The sequence below is a fragment of the Pseudoxanthomonas kalamensis DSM 18571 genome (assembly GCF_010211745.1).
GTDB classification, from domain to species: domain Bacteria; phylum Pseudomonadota; class Gammaproteobacteria; order Xanthomonadales; family Xanthomonadaceae; genus Pseudoxanthomonas_A; species Pseudoxanthomonas_A kalamensis.
The window spans coordinates 160,476-179,189 of the sequence record NZ_PDWQ01000005.1; the positions used below are offsets into that span (position 1 = coordinate 160,476).

17 protein-coding genes are annotated in these 18,714 nt (G+C 66.3%); 9 read left to right on the top strand and 8 right to left on the bottom strand.

Translation table 11 applies throughout. The features are described from left to right. The first annotated feature begins 135 nt into the window (after nt 1-135). Nucleotides 136-873: a response regulator transcription factor gene (locus CSC70_RS11230; protein ID WP_162456714.1), complete on the top strand. Its 738-nt coding sequence runs from the start codon at nt 136-138 to the stop codon at nt 871-873. After that, nucleotides 870-2,357 (top strand): sensor histidine kinase, encoded by a 1,488-nt coding sequence (locus CSC70_RS11235; RefSeq protein WP_162456715.1) that lies wholly within the window; start codon nt 870-872, stop codon nt 2,355-2,357. Before CSC70_RS11230 ends, CSC70_RS11235 begins: the two co-directional genes overlap by 4 nt. A gap of 59 nt (nt 2,358-2,416) precedes the next feature. Here CSC70_RS11235 and CSC70_RS11240 read toward each other — a convergent pair whose 3' ends face one another. The 4 genes from CSC70_RS11240 to CSC70_RS11255 form a co-directional block, all read right to left on the bottom strand. Then, on the bottom strand, nt 2,417-2,860 hold the full coding sequence (locus tag CSC70_RS11240; protein WP_162456716.1) for a hypothetical protein: 444 nt from the start codon (nt 2,858-2,860) through the stop codon (nt 2,417-2,419). A gap of 176 nt (nt 2,861-3,036) precedes the next feature. Continuing rightward, nucleotides 3,037-3,567 (bottom strand): REP-associated tyrosine transposase, encoded by a 531-nt coding sequence (locus CSC70_RS11245; protein ID WP_162456717.1) that lies wholly within the window; start codon nt 3,565-3,567, stop codon nt 3,037-3,039. A gap of 142 nt (nt 3,568-3,709) precedes the next feature. Then, entirely contained in the window at nt 3,710-5,212 is a 1,503-nt protein-coding gene (locus tag CSC70_RS11250) for an aldehyde dehydrogenase (protein WP_162456718.1), read from the bottom strand. A 47-nt stretch (nt 5,213-5,259) separates the two neighbouring features. Then, nucleotides 5,260-5,808, bottom strand: coding sequence for a cupin domain-containing protein (locus CSC70_RS11255; RefSeq protein ID WP_162456719.1), 549 nt, complete (start codon nt 5,806-5,808; stop codon nt 5,260-5,262). A gap of 152 nt (nt 5,809-5,960) precedes the next feature. Here CSC70_RS11255 and aptA point away from each other — a divergent pair, with 152 nt between their 5' ends. The 4 genes from aptA to speB all read left to right on the top strand — a co-directional run bounded on the left by aptA (nt 5,961) and on the right by speB (nt 11,176). Then, on the top strand, nt 5,961-7,331 hold the full coding sequence (aptA, locus tag CSC70_RS11260) for an omega-aminotransferase AptA (RefSeq protein ID WP_162456720.1): 1,371 nt from the start codon (nt 5,961-5,963) through the stop codon (nt 7,329-7,331). Nucleotides 7,332-7,405: 74 nt separating this feature from the next. Continuing rightward, nucleotides 7,406-8,521, top strand: a complete 1,116-nt coding sequence (gene ald, locus CSC70_RS11265; RefSeq protein ID WP_162456721.1) for an alanine dehydrogenase — start codon at nt 7,406-7,408, stop codon at nt 8,519-8,521. Nucleotides 8,522-8,648: 127 nt separating this feature from the next. Next, on the top strand, nt 8,649-10,136 hold the full coding sequence (locus CSC70_RS11270; RefSeq protein WP_162456722.1) for a CoA-acylating methylmalonate-semialdehyde dehydrogenase: 1,488 nt from the start codon (nt 8,649-8,651) through the stop codon (nt 10,134-10,136). 62 nt (nt 10,137-10,198) lie between these two features. Then, nucleotides 10,199-11,176 carry an agmatinase gene (speB, locus tag CSC70_RS11275; protein ID WP_162456723.1) on the top strand — a complete coding sequence of 326 codons (978 nt, stop codon included), beginning with the start codon at nt 10,199-10,201 and terminating at the stop codon, nt 11,174-11,176. Between the two features lie 325 nt (nt 11,177-11,501). Here the strand turns inward: speB and CSC70_RS11280 are convergent, their stop codons facing one another. Next, nucleotides 11,502-12,134 carry an HD domain-containing protein gene (locus tag CSC70_RS11280; protein WP_162456724.1) on the bottom strand — a complete coding sequence of 211 codons (633 nt, stop codon included), beginning with the start codon at nt 12,132-12,134 and terminating at the stop codon, nt 11,502-11,504. 179 nt (nt 12,135-12,313) lie between these two features. Here CSC70_RS11280 and CSC70_RS11285 point away from each other — a divergent pair, with 179 nt between their 5' ends. Next, complete coding sequence (locus tag CSC70_RS11285) at nt 12,314-13,540, top strand: serine hydrolase domain-containing protein (RefSeq protein ID WP_246189408.1); 1,227 nt, start codon at nt 12,314-12,316, stop codon at nt 13,538-13,540. 252 nt (nt 13,541-13,792) lie between these two features. Here CSC70_RS11285 and CSC70_RS11290 read toward each other — a convergent pair whose 3' ends face one another. The 3 genes from CSC70_RS11290 to CSC70_RS11300 are packed head-to-tail and all read right to left on the bottom strand — an operon-like array spanning nt 13,793 to nt 17,087. Then, a complete protein-coding gene (locus tag CSC70_RS11290) occupies nt 13,793-14,347 on the bottom strand; it encodes a flavin reductase family protein (protein ID WP_162456725.1) in 555 nt (184 codons plus the stop codon). A 53-nt stretch (nt 14,348-14,400) separates the two neighbouring features. Continuing rightward, nucleotides 14,401-16,536, bottom strand: a complete 2,136-nt coding sequence (rlmKL, locus tag CSC70_RS11295; protein ID WP_162456726.1) for a bifunctional 23S rRNA (guanine(2069)-N(7))-methyltransferase RlmK/23S rRNA (guanine(2445)-N(2))-methyltransferase RlmL — start codon at nt 16,534-16,536, stop codon at nt 14,401-14,403. Nucleotides 16,537-16,559: 23 nt separating this feature from the next. Beyond that, nucleotides 16,560-17,087, bottom strand: a complete 528-nt coding sequence (locus tag CSC70_RS11300; protein WP_162456727.1) for an alpha/beta hydrolase — start codon at nt 17,085-17,087, stop codon at nt 16,560-16,562. A 50-nt stretch (nt 17,088-17,137) separates the two neighbouring features. Between CSC70_RS11300 and CSC70_RS11305 the strand changes: the two genes are divergently transcribed. Both CSC70_RS11305 and tesB read left to right on the top strand, forming a co-directional pair. Beyond that, nucleotides 17,138-17,743: an N-acetylmuramoyl-L-alanine amidase gene (locus CSC70_RS11305; protein WP_162456728.1), complete on the top strand. Its 606-nt coding sequence runs from the start codon at nt 17,138-17,140 to the stop codon at nt 17,741-17,743. A gap of 28 nt (nt 17,744-17,771) precedes the next feature. Continuing rightward, nucleotides 17,772-18,698 carry an acyl-CoA thioesterase II gene (gene tesB, locus CSC70_RS11310; protein ID WP_246189409.1) on the top strand — a complete coding sequence of 309 codons (927 nt, stop codon included), beginning with the start codon at nt 17,772-17,774 and terminating at the stop codon, nt 18,696-18,698. Nucleotides 18,699-18,714: the final 16 nt, after the last annotated feature.

Sequence of the window (18,714 nt, forward strand, 5' to 3'; positions counted from 1 at the left end):
TCGTTCGGCTCCGGCCCGTTCCGGATGGGCGCAGACTAGCCCGGCACGGTTCCCCAAGTCCTCACGCAGGTTTAAACATTCCGTGACAAACGGCCGCCGTGGCTCCGGCACAATGTATCCATTCAGGTTTCCCGGATGTTCCATACCGTGCCGAACGAAGCGTCCCGACGCATCCTGCTGGTGGAAGACGATGCCCACATCGCCGAGCTGCTGGCCATGCACCTGCGCGAGGAACACTACGACGTGGTCCATTGCGACCATGGCGGCGATGCGCTGCGCCGGCTGCAGCAGGAGGACTGGGACGCGCTGGTGTTGGACCTGATGCTGCCCGGCGTGTCCGGGCTGGACATCTGCCGCCAGGCGCGCGAGCGCAACCGCTACCTGCCGATCGTCATCATCAGCGCACGCGCCAGCGAGACCCACCGCATCCTCGGCCTGGAACTGGGCGCGGACGATTACCTGGCCAAGCCGTTCTCGGTGCTGGAACTGGTCGCGCGGGTCAAGGCGCTGTTCCGCCGCGTCGATGCGCTGGCGCGCGAGGCGCGAATCGACGCCGGGGTGCTGGAATGCCACGACGTCGCCATCGACCCGGTCGCGCGCCAGGCCAGCCTGCGCGGGCAACCGCTGGATCTGCCGCCGCGCGAATTCGACCTGCTGCACTTCTTCGTCCGCCACCCCGACCAGGTGTTCTCGCGCATGCAACTGCTGGACGCGGTCTGGGGCCACAACCACGAAGGCTACGAACACACCGTCAATACCCACATCAACCGGCTGCGTTCGCGGATCGAGGACGATCCGGCGCAACCGGCGCGGATCCTGACCGTCTGGGGCAGCGGCTACCGCTTCGCCTCGCAACAGGGTAGCGGCGCATGAAGCTGGACCTGACCCGAAAACTGTCGCTGGTATTCGCCGCCCTGCTGCTGGTGTGCAGCGGCACCTCGGCCTGGCTGCAACTGCGCGCCACCCGCATCCACGAGCAGGAAGTCGTGCAAGGACTGTCGCGCGGGCTGGCCGAGCACATCGCCGGCCATACCCAACTGATGGATGCCAACGGTCTGATGCCGAACGCGGTCGAGCGTCTGTTCGGCCAGTTGATGGCGGTCAATCCCAGCGTCGAGGTCTATCTGCTCGACGACGATGGCCGCATCACCGGCCACGCCGCGCCGGCCGGCAGCCTGCGCCGCGACCGCGTCGATCTTGCCCCCGTGCATCGCTTCATCGACGGCGCGGCATTGCCGATCCTCGGCGACGACCCGCGCAGCGCCGGTGGCCGCAAGGTGTTCAGCGCCGCGCCGCTGCAAGTGGACGGCCGCGACCGCGGCTATGTCTACGTGGTCCTGCTCGGCCAGGCGCACGACCGTTTCGCCGTGCGCGGCGCGACCAGCGCGGCGCTGGACCTGGCGCTGTGGTCGATCGGCCTGGTCGCCCTGCTGTGCCTGTTCGCCGGCCTGACCGCGTTCGCCCTGATCACCCACCCGTTGCGCAAGCTCACCGACGAAGTGCGCCGCTTCGACGCCGCCGGTGAGCCGGTGCCGCCGCCGACCGACGAAGTCGCTGGCGGCAGCAACGATGAAATCTCGGTGCTGCGCCGCGCCTTCCACCAGATGACCGTGCGACTGGGCGAACAATGGCGCGCATTGACCCGGCAGGACCGCGAGCGCCGCGAATTCCTCGCCAACATCTCGCACGATCTGCGCACGCCGCTGTCTTCGCTGCACGGCTATCTGGAAACCCTGCTGCTGAAGGACGCCACGCTGGCGCCGGACGAACGTCGCCGCTATCTGGGCATCGCCCTGGACCAGAGCCGCAAGGTCGGCACGCTGGCGCGTTCGCTGTTCGAACTGGCGCGGCTGGAACAGGGTTTCGTGCAGCCGGAATGGGCCGACTTCGCCGTCACCGACCTGGTGCAGGACGTGTTGCAGAAATTCGAGCTGGATGCCGGCTCGCGTCAGGTCACGCTGAAGGCCGATGCGGTTCCGCCGCTGCCGGCCGTGCATGCCGACCTCGGCCTGGTGGAACGGGTACTGACCAACCTGATCGACAATGCATTGCGGCACGTACCGGCCGGTGGCGACATCACCATTGCCCTGGCCGCGCGCGAACACGGGGTGGAAGTGCAGGTCAGCGACAGTGGACCGGGCATCCCGGCCGATCTTCGCGAACGCCTGTTCCGCCGCGCCGATGACGACGATGCAACGCTACCGAACAGCAGCCGCCCCGACGGCGGCCTCGGCCTGCGCATCGTGCAGCAGATATTGCAACTGCACGGCAGCCGGCTGGAACTGCTCGACCTGCCCGGCCGCGGCGCCGCCTTCCTCTTCATGCTCCCCCGCGCCGACCGCACCCGCCCCCTGTAGGGGCAGCGCAAGCCGCGATGAGGCGTACAGGTTGGGGGCAGGACGTCGCAGAAGGATGATCAGAACTCCAGAGTCACGGACTCTCCTACGGACAATCCCCGCCAATGCTGATCCAATGCTTCAATCCGCTCGCGTACGGCAAGAATATCCTCGGGACTGACAGGTAAGGGCGGGCATTCGCGGGCACGGCAAGTCACCCGGTACAGATCGATCATGTCTTTTGGGGAACTGTCGCCGCCTGACCAGGCATCACCCTGAAACACTTCCACCAAGCGCTCCACACCATCGCTTTCCGACTCCGACACCACCTGGAAGCTGGCAGCTTCCCCATCACGGACGCGGCCAAGAAAGCCATGCTTGTGCAAGGTGCTTTCGACAGCGTAATGCACCATGTCATGCGGAATGATCTTCTGCTTTGGGCAATCGATGACCTCTTCCTTACCATCACGGAAGATCGACATGCGGTCATTCTTTCCACTGCCTTTGGTGAAGATGATTTTCACTTCTGCGCTCTAGTCACCCGATCACCAAGTGTCGCGAATCGGCGTCATCACGAAGGATACATAGACTGGAGTTCGCAAGCTTGCTCCAACCTAAGCTTTACAGCACATAGGTTGGGGTGAGCCTACGAACCCCAACACTTCTCACTCACCGGCACCGGTTGCTCCTGTACGCAACATTATTTCCGCTCGCCAGCTTCAAAACCATCCGTCATACCGGCCGCCCAATCTTCCGACATCAATCCCTGTCGGATATATCGATGTATCGAACTGTACTGCCAATCCGACGCTCTGGACACATGGCCATGCTTCACCGGATTGATATGCACGTAATCCACGTGCCGCTGCAAATCATCCTCGTCCACGACCAAGTGTTCCCAGAACCGTCTCTGCCATATCCCCCGCTCTCCCTTGCGACGACGTGAGGCGCGAATCCACTCGTCCTTCGGTAGCCTTCTTGAAAAGCCTGCCTTGATCAGCATCCAGCGGGTCGCACAATCGCCATCGCCTTCAGGCAAGGTCCACACGGCATGCAAATGTTCCGGCAATACCACCCACGCAAGAATATCGAACGGATGCGCCTGCTTCACTCTGCGCGTTACGGCCCGCAGCACATCGACGTGATCCGTCAGCAACGTGCGTGAACGATCAGCCAAATTAACCGTGAAGAAGTACGTGCCTCCTGGCTGATGGCTTCGCCGATATTCCATATCGGAGACATCATCTCCCCGTGTGTTGGGGTTCGCAAGCTCACCCCAACCTATGCGCTGTTGGACATACGAGTGAGCATCCTATCGCGGCTTACGCCGCTCCTACAGAGTGTCGGTAAGACTGGACGCCTGAATCCATTCCTCACGCATCCAGATTGATCCAGGTCGCCTTGACCTCGGTGTATTTCTCGAAGGCGTGCAGCGACTTGTCGCGGCCGTTGCCGGATTGCTTGTAGCCGCCGAACGGGGCGGTCATGTCGCCGCCGTCCCAGTAGTTGACCCACACGCTGCCGGCGCGCAGCTTGCGCGCCACCCGGTGCGCGCGGCTGATGTCGCGCGTCCACACCCCGGCAGCCAGACCGAATTCGGTGTCGTTGGCCAGCCGCAACGCTTCGGCCTCGTCGTCGAAGCCGATCACCGACAGCACCGGGCCGAAGATTTCCTCGCGGCTGATCGTGTGCCCATGCTCGACCTCGTCGAACACGGTCGGCTCGACGTAGCAACCACCGGCCACCACGTCGGCGCGCTTGCCGCCCAGCACCAGTTTCGCGCCTTCGCTGACGCCCTTCTCGATGTAGCCAAGCACGCGCGCGGTCTGGCCTTCGTCCACCAGCGCGCCCATCGGCGCACCCGGCTCCAGCGGGTGCCGCGGGTGCATGCGCCGGCCAGCCTCGACCACGGCGGCGACGAATTCATCCTTGACCGAACGCTGTACCAGCAGCCGCGACGCCGCCGTACACACTTCGCCCTGGTTGTAGAAGATGCCCATCGCCGCGGCCTCGGCCGCCTTGCCCAGGTCGGGCGCGTCGGCGAACACGATGTTGGGGCTCTTGCCGCCGCACTCCATGTACGCGCGCTTCATGTTGGAGCGACCGGAACACTGCAGCAGGTGCTTGCCGACCGCGGTGGAGCCGGTGAACACCAGCCCGTCCACGTCCATGTGCAGGGCCAGCGGCTCGCCGGCGCCCTTGCCGAAGCCGGGCACCACATTCAGCACGCCCGGCGGCATGCCGGCCTTGATGGCGATCTCGGCCAGTCGGATCGCGGTCAGCGGCGATTTCTCCGACGGCTTGAGCACCACCGAATTGCCGGTGGCCAGCGCCGGCGCCAGCTTCCAGATCGCCATCAGCAGCGGGAAATTCCACGGCACGATGGCGCCGACCACGCCCAGCGACTCGCGGGTGACCAGACCCAGTTCGTCCGGCCCGGTCGGCGCCACCTCGCCGTAGACCTTGTCCAGCGCCTCGCCGGTCCAGGCCATGCAGCGGACGCTGGCGGCCACGTCGACGTTGCGCGCATCACCGACCGGCTTGCCCATGTCCAGCGATTCCAGCAGCGCCAGTTCGTCGCCGTGTTGTTCGATCAATTGGGCGAAGCGGGCCACGATCTTCTTGCGGTGCGATGGCTTGGCCTCCGACCAGGCGCCGGATTCGAAGCTGCGCCGCGCCGAGGCCACCGCGCGGTCGATGTCCTCCGCCTCGCATTCGGCGACCTGGCCGAGCGAACGGCCGTCGATCGGACTGATGCAGTCGAAGGTCTTGCCGGAGGCGGCATCGACGTAGTGGCCGTCGATGAAGGCCTGGGTGCGGATGTCCAGGCCGTCGGCCAGGGCCTGCCAGCTGTCGCGGGTGCGCGGTGCGTTCATGCTTGCTGCTCCATCGTGAAGTTGCCCGCCGGCAAGGATCGGCAGGCTCAGAACGTGGCCGGGGTGTTGGCGCTGAAGATCACCGCTTCGCCCTGACCGACATTGCGGAACCGGTGCGGCACCCGGCTTTCGAAATAATAGGCCTCGCCGGCGCGCAGCACGCGCACCTGTTCGCCGACCGTCACCTCGACCTCGCCGGACACCACCACCCCGCCTTCCTCGCCGTCGTGGACCAGCATGGTGTCGCCGGTGTCGCTGCCAGGCGGCATGACTTCGCGCAGGATGCACATCTGCCGCTGCGGGTGTTTCTGCCCGACCAGGTAGTAATGAATGCCGTTGCTGCCCACGTCCGGCAGTTCCCCGTCGGCGTAGAACGGCCCGTCCGGCGAGTCGTGACCCAGGTCCAGGGTGAAGAAGTCGGCCAGCGAAATCGGAATCCCGTCCAGCACCTTCTTCAGCGAACTGACCGAGGGGCTGACCTTGTTCTGTTCGATCAGGGAGATGGTGCTGTTGGTGACCCCGACCCGTTTGGCCAGCTCGCGCTGGCTCAGGGACTTGGATTTGCGAACCAGTTGCAGGCGGGCGCCTATATCCATCTCACCTTCCGGTCATGCGTTCGGGTGTGCGCAGATACTTTACATCCGCGCTTGTCATGGCCAGTTTAACCCTGATTTCCTCCCCTGTTGTAAAGTTTTTTCAACGCGCTAAGCTGTGCTCCACCTCCCCAGCCAACCTCCGGCCAGCGCCCATGAACACTCCCCTTTCCGCCGCCGATCTGGCGGACTACTACAGCCGGCAGTCGCAACAGGCTCCGGAGTCGCTGGACGCGTTCTGGATGCCGTTCACGGCCAACAAGCAGTTCAAGGACGCCCCGCGCCTGCTGGCCAGCGCCGCGGGCATGCATTACCGCTCGGTCGACGGCCGCGAGATCCTCGACGCCACCGCCGGGCTGTGGTGCTGCAACGCCGGCCATGCGCGGCCGCGGATCGTCGAGGCGGTCCGCCAGCAGATCGGCACGCTGGACTTCGCCCCCAACTTCTCGATGAGCTCACCGCTGCCGTTCATCCTGGCCAAGCGGCTGGCCGAGATCACCCCCGGCAACCTCAACCACGTGTTCTATGCCAACTCCGGCTCGGAAGCGGTGGACAGCGCGCTGAAGATCGCCCTGGCCTACCACCGCGCCCGCGGCGAAGGCCAGCGCACCCGCCTGATCGGCCGCGAGAAGGCCTACCACGGGGTCGGCTTCGGCGGCATCTCGGTCGGCGGACTGCCCAACAACCGCAAATGGTTCGGCCCCGGCCTGCCGGCGGTCTCGCACATCCGCCATACCCTGGACCTGCAGCGCAACGCCTTCTCGCAGGGCCTGCCGGCGCACGGCATCGAGCTGGCCGAGGATCTGGAGCGGCAGATCGCGCTGTACGACGCCTCGACCATTGCCGCGGTCATCGTCGAGCCGATTTCCGGTTCGGCCGGCGTGATCATCCCGCCGGAAGGCTATCTGCAGCGGCTGCGGGAAATCTGCAGCAAGCACGGCATCCTGCTGATCTTCGACGAAGTCATCACCGGCTTCGGCCGGGTCGGCAAGCCGTTCGCCGCGCAGCGCTTCGGCGTGCAGCCGGACATGATCACCGCGGCCAAGGGCATCACCAATGGCTGCGTGCCGATGGGTGCGGTGTTCGTCTCCGACGACATCCACCAGGCCTTCATGCAGGGCCCGGACAACGCCATCGACCTGTTCCACGGCTACACCTATTCCGGCCACCCGCTGGCCTGCGCCGCCGCGCTGGCCACGCTGGACACCTACGCCGAGGAAAACCTGTTCGACAAGGCGATCGAGCTGGGCGACTACTGGCAGCAGGGCATCCATTCGCTGCAGGGCCTGCCCAACGTCATCGATATCCGCAACTACGGCCTGATCGGCGCGGTCGAACTGGCCCCGCGCGCCGGCGCGCCCGGCAGCCGCGGCTACGACGTGTTCGACCACGCATTTCGCCATGGCGACATGCTGACCCGGGTGACCGGCGACGTGATCGCGTTGTCGCCGCCTCTGATCCTGGAGAAGCCGCACATCGACCAGATCTTCTCGCGCCTGGCCGACGCCCTGCGCGCCACCGCCTGACTCGTCGTTCCCTGTCCACGCCGAAGCGCTCCCCACACGCGCGGCTCCACTTCGCATCCATCGAGAATCGAAAAATGCTCATCGGCGTCCCCAAGGAAATCAAAAACCACGAGTACCGCATCGGCCTGACCCCGGCCGGCGCCCGCGAACTGGTCGCCAACGGTCACCAGGTCATCGTCCAGCGCGACGGCGGCAAGGCCATCGGCCTCGACGACGACCAGTACCTCAAGGCCGGCGCGCAGATCGTCGACAGTGCGGAAGAGGTCTTCGCCCGTGCCGACATGGTCATCAAGGTCAAGGAGCCGCAGCCCGGCGAGTGCGCGATGCTGCGTCCCGGCCAGGTGCTGTACACCTACCTGCACCTGGCGCCCGACCCGGAACAGACCGCCGCGCTGGTCAAGTCCGGCGCCACCTGCATCGCCTATGAGACGGTCACCGATTCGCGCGGCGGCCTGCCGCTGCTGACGCCGATGTCCGAGGTCGCCGGACGCATGTCGATCCAGGCCGGCGCGCATGCGCTGGAGAAGGCCCAGGGCGGTTCCGGCGTGCTGCTGGGCGGCGTGCCGGGGGTGAAGCCGGCCGAAGTGCTGGTGATCGGCGGCGGCGTGGTCGGCATCAACGCCGCGCGCATGGCGATGGGTTTGAACGCGCACGTCACCGTGCTCGACCGTTCGCTGGACCGGCTGAAATACCTGGACGAACTGTACGGGCACCAGCTGACCACCCTGTATTCGACCCGCGATGCCATCGAGGAACGCCTGCCGTACACCGATCTGGTGATCGGCGCGGTGCTGATCCCCGGCGCCGCCGCGCCCAAGCTGGTGTCGCGCGAGCAGCTCAGGCTGATGCGTCCCGGTTCGGTGCTGGTGGACGTGGCCATCGACCAGGGCGGCTGCTTCGAGACCAGCAAGGCGACCACCCACCAGCAGCCCACCTACGAAGTCGACGGCATCATCCATTACTGCGTGGCCAACATGCCCGGCGGCGTGGCCCGTACCTCGACCTTCGCCCTGACCAACGCCACCCTGCCGTTCGCCGTGCAACTGGCCAACAAGGGTGCGAAGCAGGCCCTGCTCGACGACCCGCACCTGCTCAACGGCCTCAACGTGCACGCCGGCAAGGTCACCTACCAAGCCGTGGCCCGCGACCTGGGTTACGACTACGTGCCGGCGGCGCAGGCGCTGGCGTAATCATTCATCCCGCTTGTCTGCAGGAGCGGTGTAAGCCGCGATGAAGTTTCAGCAGTAAAGCCGGTCGCGGCTTTCACCGCTCCTGCAGGCACCGCTCCCGCAGGGATCCATCCGCCGGAGACATCGCATGACCACGACCCTTCCCCACTTCATCGGCGGCCAGCGCATCGACGCCGGCCAGCGTCACGGCGACGTCTTCGATCCGGCCACCGGCCAGGTTGCTGCGCGGGTGCCGCTGGCCTCGGCCGACGATGTGACCCGCGCCGTGGACGCCGCCGCCGCCGCGTTCCCGGGCTGGGCCGCGACCACGCCGCTGAACCGCGCGCGGGTGATGTTCCGCTTCAAGGAACTGCTGGAGCGCCACGCCGACGACCTGGCCGCCTGCATCACCGCCGAACACGGCAAGGTGCTGTCCGATGCGCGCGGCGAAGTGACGCGCGGACTGGAGGTGGTCGAGTTCGCCTGCGGCATTCCGCACCTGGTCAAGGGCGAACACTCGATGGATGTCGGCCGCGAGGTCGATTCGTGGACCGAATACGCGCCGCTCGGCGTGGTCGCCGGCATCACCCCGTTCAACTTCCCGGCGATGGTGCCGCTGTGGATGCTGCCGGTGGCGCTGGCCTGCGGCAACAGCTTCATCCTCAAGCCGTCCGAACGCGATCCCTCGGCCTCGCTGCTGCTGGCCGAACTGCTGCAACAGGCCGGCCTGCCCGACGGCGTGTTCAACGTGGTCCACGGCGACAAGGTGGCGGTGGACGCGCTGCTGGACGAACCGCGTGTGCAGGCGATCAGCTTCGTCGGTTCCACCCCCATCGCCGAATACATCTACGCGCGCGGTTCGGCCAACGGCAAGCGGGTGCAGGCGCTGGGCGGCGCCAAGAACCACATGGTGGTGCTGCCCGACGCCGATCTCGACGGGGCGGTATCGGCCCTGCTCGGTGCCGGTTACGGTTCGGCCGGCGAGCGCTGCATGGCGATCTCGGTCGCGGTCTGCGTCGGCGACGCCACCGCCGATGCCTTGGTCGCCAAGCTGGCGCCGCGGGTCGCCGCGCTGAAGGTCGGCCCCGGCTGCCAGGACCCGGAGATGGGGCCGCTGGTCACCGCCGCGCATCGCGACAAGGTGCGCGGCTACGTCGATGCCGGCGTGGCCGAAGGCGCGCAACTGGTGGTCGACGGCCGCGGGCTGGCAGTCGAAGGTCATGCCGAAGGCTTCTTCCTCGGCGGCTGCCTGTTCGACCGCGTGCAACCCGGCATGCGCATCTACCGCGAGGAAATCTTCGGTCCGGTGCTGTGCGTGATGCGGGTGCCCGACCTGGAGACCGCACTGCAACTGGTCAACGCGCACGAATACGGCAACGGCACCGCCATCTTCACCCGCGACGGCGGTGCCGCGCGCGAATTCTCGCATCGCGTGCAGGCGGGCATGGTCGGCATCAACGTGCCGATCCCGGTACCGATGGCCTTCCACAGTTTCGGCGGCTGGAAGCGTTCGATCTTCGGTCCGCTGCACGTGCATGGCCCGGATGGCGTGCGTTTCTACACCCGTCTCAAGACCGTCACCGCGCGCTGGCCAGACACCCACGCGGCCGAGTTCGCGATGCCGACAATGAAATAGCCGCACCTACCGGTCACCCTCGTCCCGGCCAACGACGAGCGGATACGGATCAGGTGACCCGAATGAATCACGATCCCGACGCCGCCTTCGACAGCGGCAGCATCGACCAGGCCTTCACCCGCCCCTCGCCCTACGGCACCCGGGCCGAACCGGCATATTCCGGCGCCCTCAGTTTCCTGCGCCGTCGCTACAGCAAATCCTTGCAGGACGTCGACGTGGCCGTGGTCGGCGTGCCGCTGGACCTGGCCACCACCTACCGCCCCGGCGCACGGCTGGGGCCGCGCGCGATCCGCGCCGCGTCGGTGTCGCTGGCCTGGTGCGCGCCGTATGCCTGGGACTTCGACCCCTGCGAACGCCTGCACGTGATCGACTGGGGCGATGTGCTGTTCGACCACGGCCGCCCGGAGCGGATCGTCGATGCCATCGCCACGATCTTCGCCGAATTCGTCCGCCATGGCGTGGTGCCACTGGCGCTGGGCGGCGACCACTTCATCAGCTATCCCATCCTGCGCGCACTGTCGGCGGCACACGGGCCACTGTCGTTGATCCACTTCGACGCCCACAGCGACACCTGGCGCGACGAGTCCGGACGCATCGACCACGGCACCATGTTCTTCCACGCCGCCCGCGAAGGGCTGGTCGATCCGGCGCGCTCGATCCAGGTCGGCATGCGCACACTGAACCCGGAAGACCACGGTTTCCAGGTGCTGGACGCACGCTGGCTGCACGAGCACGGCACCGCGGCCTGCATCGAACGCATCCGCCAACGCATCGGCGACCATCCGTGCTACGTCAGCTTCGACATCGACTTCCTCGACCCGTCCTGCGCCCCCGGCACCGGCACCCCGGTGATCGGCGGCTTCGGTACCCATCAGGCTTTGCAGCTGATTCGCGGCCTGGCCGGCCTGAACATGGTCGGCATGGACGTGGTGGAAGTCGCCCCGGCCTACGACCACGCCGAAATCACCGCCCTGGCCGCCGCCTCCATCGCCCAGGAACTGCTGGCCGCGCATGCCAGCCGCTTCGGAGGCCGTGCATAGGTCGGCGGGTGGACAAAACTTGTCCATCCACCGAGCAAATAACCCCGCACGCCGAGCAAATATCCCGGAACACCGGCCTTTTTGCCCGGAGCGCCGAGCTTTTCTCTCGAAATGCCGAGCTTTTTACTCGGCAGCCCGACCTTTTAGCCCGGAGCGCCGACCTTTACGGGCGGCGCCTCGCCATATTCAGGCCGCCCGCCTGGAAAATCGCCCGGGATTCCGCCAATGAAGCCTGAATGGCGGGATGTTTTCCCGAAACGTGAAATGAGGGCACGGGGGCCATAGGTTGGGGTGAGCCTGCGAACTCCAACCTATTCGGACTCCATCACCCTGCAGACTCAAGCGGACAACGCGGGGCACCACCTGCCAGTTCATGCATCCGCACCACCACCGCATTGAAGGTGCGGGCCATCGGCATGCCGCGTTGTGCAAGCACGCGACTGATGGATTCGTAGTAGCGCAAAGTGCCATCGCGCCCACCGGTGAACCGGTCGAAAACCCGGGTCCCCACCGCGGGATCTTCAAGATCGCTCACAATGGTCCTGGCGTTGTGCAGTTTGTCGCAACCCGATACCAGCAACGAAGCTGCCGGCTCTTCGCCCAGATGCCGCAGATACTTCAGTTTCCGCGACCACCAATCCTCGCGCTTCTGTTCCGGCGTTGTTGCCGATGCCTTGGAACTGGCCGTGCCATCGGTGCAATCCCTGACGATTGCAATGACCGCCTCCCCGAAACGCTCGCGGATCAGTGCATCATGCTCCTCGCCGCAATCTTCCAGCACGTCATGCAACAAGCCTGCGATGGCCTGATCCTCATTGCCGTGATACTCCAGCACCAGACTGGAAACCGCCAGCAGGTGGTACAGATACGGAATATTGGAGCCTTTTCGCACCTGTTGCCCATGCGCAACACGCGCATATTCGACCGCTTCCGAAAAGCGCTCGCTGAGTTTGCTCATTATCACTCCCCTGTTCGGATTGGCATGATTCGCTTGTTCCCCGGACACGAAACAAATTACGCCAATGCAATCTCAAAAGCCGCGACATGATCCGGCTGTGCATAAGCCAAGTTTCCTGCCATGACCGCCCCTGATCGCAGTATGCTCCCTGCGGACCCTTTCATTGGATCACCGCCATCGTGACTCACGCCCGCCTCTGGCCGCTGCTGCTCTGTACCCTGCTGATTTCCGTTCCACTGCTTGCCTCCGAACCCGTCGCAACCATACGGGTGGCGTTCGACCGTGACGGCATTACCGATGTGCGGACCACTGGGCTGGCCGATGTGGCGGCCGGACGTGCGGTCACTCCCGATGATCCGGTGCGGATTGCCTCCATCTCCAAACTGGTCGTCACCCTGGGCGTGATGCGGCTGGTCGAACAGGGCAAGCTGGACCTGGACGCCGATGTCTCCGGCTACCTGGGCTGGCCGCTGCGCAACCCGGCCTTTCCGGATACCCCGATCACCCTGCGATTGATGCTGTCGCACCGCTCCAGCCTGACCGACGCTGCCGGCTACTACGCCACCCCGCTGGGCGGCCAGTTGAAGGACACCGTGGATGACCCACGCGCCTGGGATGGCGAACACGCGCCGGGCAGCTACTTCCGCTACACCAACCTCAACTTCCCGCTGGTGGCGATGATGATGGAAAACGTCACCGGCGAGCGCTTCGACACCCTGATGAACCGGCTGGTGATTGCTCCGCTGGGCCTGCATGCCTGCTACAACTGGGAAAGTTGCGACGAAGCCACCGCCGCCCGCGCCGTGGTGCTGTACGACGACGACGGCACTCCCGTGCGCGACGACAACCACGGCCGCAAGCCGGATTGCGCGGTGGTGGTCGGCGAGGACGGCAACTGCGACCTGTCGCGCTGGCAGCCCGGCGAAAACGGGGCGCTGTTCTCGCCGCAGGGCGGTCTGCGCATTTCCGGCAACGATCTGGCCAAGGTCGGCCGTCTGCTGCTGGGCCATGGCGAAGTGGACGGCGTGCGACTGCTGTCGGCCGAATCGCTGGACACCATGCTGCAGCCGGTGTGGGAACTGGATGACGGTAACGGCCTCGGTCACGAGGAAGACGACACCGGCGAACCCGGCGGCGCACTGGCCTTCTTCTGCCGCTATGGCCTGGCCGTGCAGACTCTTGCCACCCCGCGCCCCGGTTGCGGCGACGATCCATTCGGCGACGGCGTCACCCGTATCGGCCATTCCGGCAGCGCCTACGGCCTGCACTCCGGGTTGTGGGTCGATCCGGCCAGCGGCACCGGCGTGGCCTTCTTCGCCACCGGCGTCGGTAGTGCGCCGAACGGCACGCATTCGGCGTTCACCGATATCGAGGAAGCGCTGGCCACCGGCAAGGCCACTCCCTGATCGACGCGCACCTCTCGCTTCTCTCCACTCCGTATTGCCCCCTCTCCCGCATGCGGGAGAGGGTTGGGGGGTGAGAGCCAGGCTTGGCTGAGAGCAAGAGCCCTACTCGTCGTCATCCCGGCGCAAGCCGGGATGACGAAACAAAGGACATGACGGTTCTTCGGTCGTCATGCCCTCACAAACAAGCCCCCCTGTTTTTCAGATCAATGCGCGCGGCGGATTCCCACCTTCGCGGGATGACGAAGCCAAGGCTCAGGACACCTTGGTGAACAACCGCTTGCGCGATATGTGCTTGCCGGACAGCATGAATTCGCCATCGCCCAGGTAGTGCAGGGTCTGCGGCGACTTCGGCGACGGTGCGACATGCGCCTTGACCACGCGGAAAACGAAGAAGTTGTACGCGTCGACCAAGGCATCATCGTGCAACACGCATTCGAAACTGGCGTGGCATTGCGAGAGCAGCGGTGGCTTGACCCGGCTGGCCGCTTCGGTCTGCAAACCGAAGGCCGAGAACTTGTCGACCTCGGTGCCACTGCAATTGCCGATTCTGGAAACGGTATCGACGATGTCGGCGGTGGGCAGGTTCAGTACGCATTCGCCACTGCGACGGATCAGTTCGTGGCTGTGGTTGCCGCCGGAAATCATGCAGCCAACCAACGAAGGCACGAATTCCATCACCGTGTGCCAGCCCAGGGTCATGACATCGCGCTCACCCTGCCATTGCGAGGTGACCAGCAGTATCGGCCCTGGCTCGATATAGCGACGAACCTCCGATACCGGGTAATCCTGCTTGCTTCTGTTCGCCATCGTGCATCTCCGCTGTCTGCCTGTCGATACGATAACGCAGCTGGCGAGTACAGCTAGCGTCGCGTCAATCGCCAAGCGCGGTGGATGCGCGGGTTGCGTTCGAAATCCGGAGGAATGGTCTGCGGGCTGATCTCCTCGCAATGGGCGAACCCGGCCACACCTTCCTCGTCCAGGCGGAAGCGGCGGAAGTTGTTGCTGAAGTACAGCACGCCGCCCGGCGCCAGTCGCGCCACCGCCGCGCGCAACAGACGCAGATGTTCGGCCTGCACGTCGAAATCCTCGGCGCGCTTGGAGTTGGAAAAGGTCGGCGGATCGCAGAACACGATGTCGTATTCGTCCTGCTCGGCTTCCAGCCAACGCAACGCGTCGGCCTGCACCAGCTGGTGCGCGTTGCCACCCAGTCCGTTCAACGCCAGGTTGGCCGCGCACCATTCCAGATAGGTGGCCGACAGGTCCACGCTGGTGGTGCGCGCCGCGCCGGCGACCGCCGCCTGCACGCTGGCCACGCCGGTGTAGCAGAACAGGTTGAGGAAGCGCTTGCCGCGCGCTTCCTGCGCCATCCGTGCGCGCAGTGGGCGGTGGTCGAGGAACAGGCCGGTGTCGAGGTAATCGTGCAGATTGACCTGCAAGCGAGCGCCGGATTCGCGCACGACGATGAATTCGTCGCGCTGGTCCATGCGTCCGTACTTGCTGCCGCCCTTGCCGCGCATGCGTGACTTGATCGCGACCTGTTCGCGCGGCACCGCGAAGGCCTCGCGCACGGCGGCCAGCAGTTCGCTGAAACGACGGCGCACATCGGCTTCGGGAATGCTGGCCGGGGCGGCGTATTCCTGCACGTGCAGCAGCGTGCGCTGCGCACCGCCGTCTTCGGCATACACGTCGATGGCGGCCGAGTATTCCGGCAGGTCGGCGTCGTAGGCGCGGTAACAGGTGACGCCTTCGCGCTGCAACCAAGGCTTGAGCTTGCGCAGGTTCTTGCGCAGGCGGTTGGCGACCATCTGCGCGCCTTCGCTCAACGGTCGTTCCGCGTCCGCCGCTCGTACCGGCGGCGCCAGCGGATCGCAGACGATCAGCGCGCATTCCAGTGCGCCGTTGAAAAGCTGGTACTTCTTCGCCGCGCGCAGGCCGGTGGCACGGGCCAGTTCCTCGTTACCGCACAGCAGGCTGGCGCGCCACTGCGGCAGCGCGCGCTTCAGCGCTTCGCCCAGCGTGCGGTACAGCGCAGCGTCGGCGGCCAGGCGTTCGTCGTAAGGGGGGTTGCACACGACCAGACCGCGTTCGGCACCGGGATTGCGCAATTGCGCCACGTCGCCGGTCTCGAATGCGATCTGCCAGGCCAGGCCGGCCAGCACGGCGTTGTCCTTCGCGCTGCGGATCGCGCGCGGATCAATGTCGCTGCCGAAAAACGCCGGACGCAGCGCGGCGCGTCCGGCCTGCTCGCGCTGCGCGGCCTCGGCATACAGTTCGCGCCACAGCCCGGCGTCGAAGCCCGACCAGCGGCTCGGCAGCACGTTGCCGTAGCGCTGCAGCCCCGGGGCGACATCGGCGGCGATCAATGCGCCTTCGATCAGCAGGGTGCCACTGCCGCACATCGGGTCGAGCAGCGCGCCACCGTCGCGGTACAGCTGCGGCCAGCCACCGCGCAGCAGCACGGCCGCGGCCAGGTTTTCCTTCAACGGCGCCTCGTTCTGCTCGCGTCGCCAACCGCGGCGATGCATCGGCCCACCGGACAGGTCGATCGACAGCGTCGCCCTGCCCTTGCGCAACGACAGGTTGATGCGCACGTCCGGACGCTCGACGTCGACCGATGGCCGCTCCTCGCCGCGCGCGCGAAAGCGGTCGACAATGGCGTCCTTGATCCGCTGCGCGGCGTAGCGGGCGTGGGTGATAACGGCGCCGGAGACGTGGGCGTCGATGGCGAACGTCAGCTCCGGCCGCAGATGGTTTTCCCATTCGATCGCATACACGCCGTCGTACAGCGCCTGTTCGTCCGGGCAGTCGAAGTCGGCGATTGGCCACAGCACCCGGCTGGCCAGCCGCGACCACAGCACCGCGCTCAGCGCATCGCGCAGTTCGCCTTCGGCGTTGACCCCGGCGATGGCGGCAGTGGCGCGCGCCGTGCCCAGCGCCTGCAGCTCGTCGGCCAGCAGGTATTCCAGTCCCTTGGCGCAGGAAACGAAGTATTTCATCGCGGTGCGGTCGGCGGCGCCGGCTACAGCGTTTCCAACAGGCGCGCGAACGCCTCGGCCGACGCTTCCACGTGCGCGGCCAGCCGATGGCTGTCGTCGACCAGCAGCAGACGGGCGCGACGTGGCTGCGCCCAGGCCACGACATCGGCAGCCGGGATCAGTTCGTCGTCCCAGCCGTGGATGATGGAAAGCGGCACCTCGGCCGCCTGCAGCGGCGGCGCCGGATGCATGTTCACCGGCGGCGCCATCAGGAACAGGCCACGCAGCGGCACTTCCATCGACACCTGCCCGGAAATCCACGCGCCGAGGCTGGAACCGGCCAGCACCAACGGACCGCGTGCGGCGGCAGTCTGCGCCAGTCCGCGCAGGCGCTCGACCCGGGCGTATACGTCGCCCAGCGGACTGACCTCTCGACGTGCGTCGAGGTCGGTGTAGTCGGGACGTTCGTGGCTCCAGCCCAAACGTTCGGCCGCCTCGGCCAGCGCAGTGACCTTGGTCGCGTCGGAGCCGCTTTCGAAGCCGTGGGAAAGAATGCAATGTCCGCGACTCACGCCGTGCCGCCTCCGTGGGGTAATCCGACCGCCAATGCTAGCATTCGGCCATGCCCGTCGACCCCGCTCCCCTCCGCGTCATCGCGCAACCGCTGCCGTACCAGCAGCGGTTGCAGCAGCGCCTGCTGGCGCAGATCGACCTGGTGGTGATCCACTGCACCGAACTGCCCGATCTGGCGACCGCGCGCGAATACGGCGAGCGCGTGCGCTACGACTCCGGCACCGGCAACAGCGGCCACTATTACATCGACCGCGACGGCAGCGTGCTGCAATACGTGGACCTCGACCGCGTCGCCCACCACGTGCGCGGCCACAACCCGCGCGCGGTCGGGATCGAACTGGTCAACACCGGCCGCTGGCCGGACTGGCTGGCCGCCGGCCACCAGCGCATGGACGAACCCTACCCGGACGTGCAGATCGATGCGTTGATCGCTCTGCTACGACATCTGCAGGACGCAGTACCGTCGCTGCGCTGGATCGCCGGGCACGAGGATCTGGATACCGAACAGGTCCCAGCCAGCGACGACCCGGAGGTGACAGTCTCGCGCAAGCTGGACCCGGGCCCGCGCTTTCCGTGGCCACGCGTGCAGGACGCCATCACCCTGCGCCGGTGGCTGCCGGAATCGCCGGCATCCTGCAGCGACCGCCCGCTATAATCGCGGCGTCCCCCGCCGGAATCCCGCCTTGTCCGACGCGCCCGAATCGAACGTACCTGCATCGACCCCGCCGCAATCGACGGTGTCCGAACTGATCGAGCTGCTTTCGCTGGAGCGGCTGGAAGAGAACCTGTTCCGCGGCCAGAGCCGCGACATCGGCACCAAGTACGTGTTCGGCGGCCAGGTGCTGGGACAGGCGCTGTCGGCCGCGCAGGCCACCGTCGGCCGCGACAGCGAACGCCATGCGCATTCGCTGCACGCCTATTTCCTGCGCGCCGGCGACATCGATGCGCCGATCGTCTACGACGTCGACCGCACCCGCGACGGCGGCAGCTTCTCGGTGCGCCGGGTCAGCGCCATCCAGCACGGCAAGGTGATCTTCTTCTGCGCCGCCTCGTTCCAGGCCACCGAACCAGGCGCCGAGCACCAGGCGACGATGCCGGACGTACCGCAACCGGAAGACATCGCTCCACGTCCACCGCGTCCGCCGGAAGTGATCGCCCGACTGCCGCCGAAAGTGCAGCGCTGGCTGTCGCGCAGTGGCCCGTTCGAGTTCCGCCACGTGTCCCCGCGCGACGATCTGGACCCGTCAAAGCGCCCACCATTCCAGCAGGTCTGGTTCCGCCTCAGCGAAGCGGTCGGCGACGCCCCGGAACTGCACCAGGCGCTGCTGGCCTATGCCTCCGATTTCCAGTTGCTGGGCACGGCGACCTTCCCGCACGGCATCAGCTACTACCAGCCGAACGTGCAGATGGCCTCGCTGGACCATGCGTTGTGGCTGCATCGTCCGTTCCGCGCCGACGACTGGCTGCTGTATTCCATCGACAGCCCCAGCGCGCAGCATTCGCGTGGACTGGCGCGCGGGCAGATCTTCGACCGCCACGGCCGGCTGGTGGCCAGCACCGCGCAGGAAGGCCTGATACGGGTGCTGCCGGAAGCCGCCACCGGCCCGTGAGCGCAATCGCGGACTG

What these genes read in the sequence shown, in the direction of transcription:
- CSC70_RS11230 (WP_162456714.1), top strand. Translation starts at nt 136, where the DNA reads ATGTTCCATACCGTGCCGAACGAAGCGTCCCGACGCATCCTGCTGGTG.
- CSC70_RS11235 (WP_162456715.1), top strand. Translation starts at nt 870, where the DNA reads ATGAAGCTGGACCTGACCCGAAAACTGTCGCTGGTATTCGCCGCCCTG.
- CSC70_RS11245 (WP_162456717.1), bottom strand. Translation starts at nt 3,567, where the DNA reads ATGGAATATCGGCGAAGCCATCAGCCAGGAGGCACGTACTTCTTCACG.
- CSC70_RS11250 (WP_162456718.1), bottom strand. Translation starts at nt 5,212, where the DNA reads ATGAACGCACCGCGCACCCGCGACAGCTGGCAGGCCCTGGCCGACGGC.
- CSC70_RS11255 (WP_162456719.1), bottom strand. Translation starts at nt 5,808, where the DNA reads ATGGATATAGGCGCCCGCCTGCAACTGGTTCGCAAATCCAAGTCCCTG.
- aptA (WP_162456720.1), top strand. Translation starts at nt 5,961, where the DNA reads ATGAACACTCCCCTTTCCGCCGCCGATCTGGCGGACTACTACAGCCGG.
- ald (WP_162456721.1), top strand. Translation starts at nt 7,406, where the DNA reads ATGCTCATCGGCGTCCCCAAGGAAATCAAAAACCACGAGTACCGCATC.
- CSC70_RS11270 (WP_162456722.1), top strand. Translation starts at nt 8,649, where the DNA reads ATGACCACGACCCTTCCCCACTTCATCGGCGGCCAGCGCATCGACGCC.
- speB (WP_162456723.1), top strand. Translation starts at nt 10,199, where the DNA reads ATGAATCACGATCCCGACGCCGCCTTCGACAGCGGCAGCATCGACCAG.
- CSC70_RS11280 (WP_162456724.1), bottom strand. Translation starts at nt 12,134, where the DNA reads ATGAGCAAACTCAGCGAGCGCTTTTCGGAAGCGGTCGAATATGCGCGT.
- CSC70_RS11290 (WP_162456725.1), bottom strand. Translation starts at nt 14,347, where the DNA reads ATGGCGAACAGAAGCAAGCAGGATTACCCGGTATCGGAGGTTCGTCGC.
- rlmKL (WP_162456726.1), bottom strand. Translation starts at nt 16,536, where the DNA reads ATGAAATACTTCGTTTCCTGCGCCAAGGGACTGGAATACCTGCTGGCC.
- CSC70_RS11305 (WP_162456728.1), top strand. Translation starts at nt 17,138, where the DNA reads ATGCCCGTCGACCCCGCTCCCCTCCGCGTCATCGCGCAACCGCTGCCG.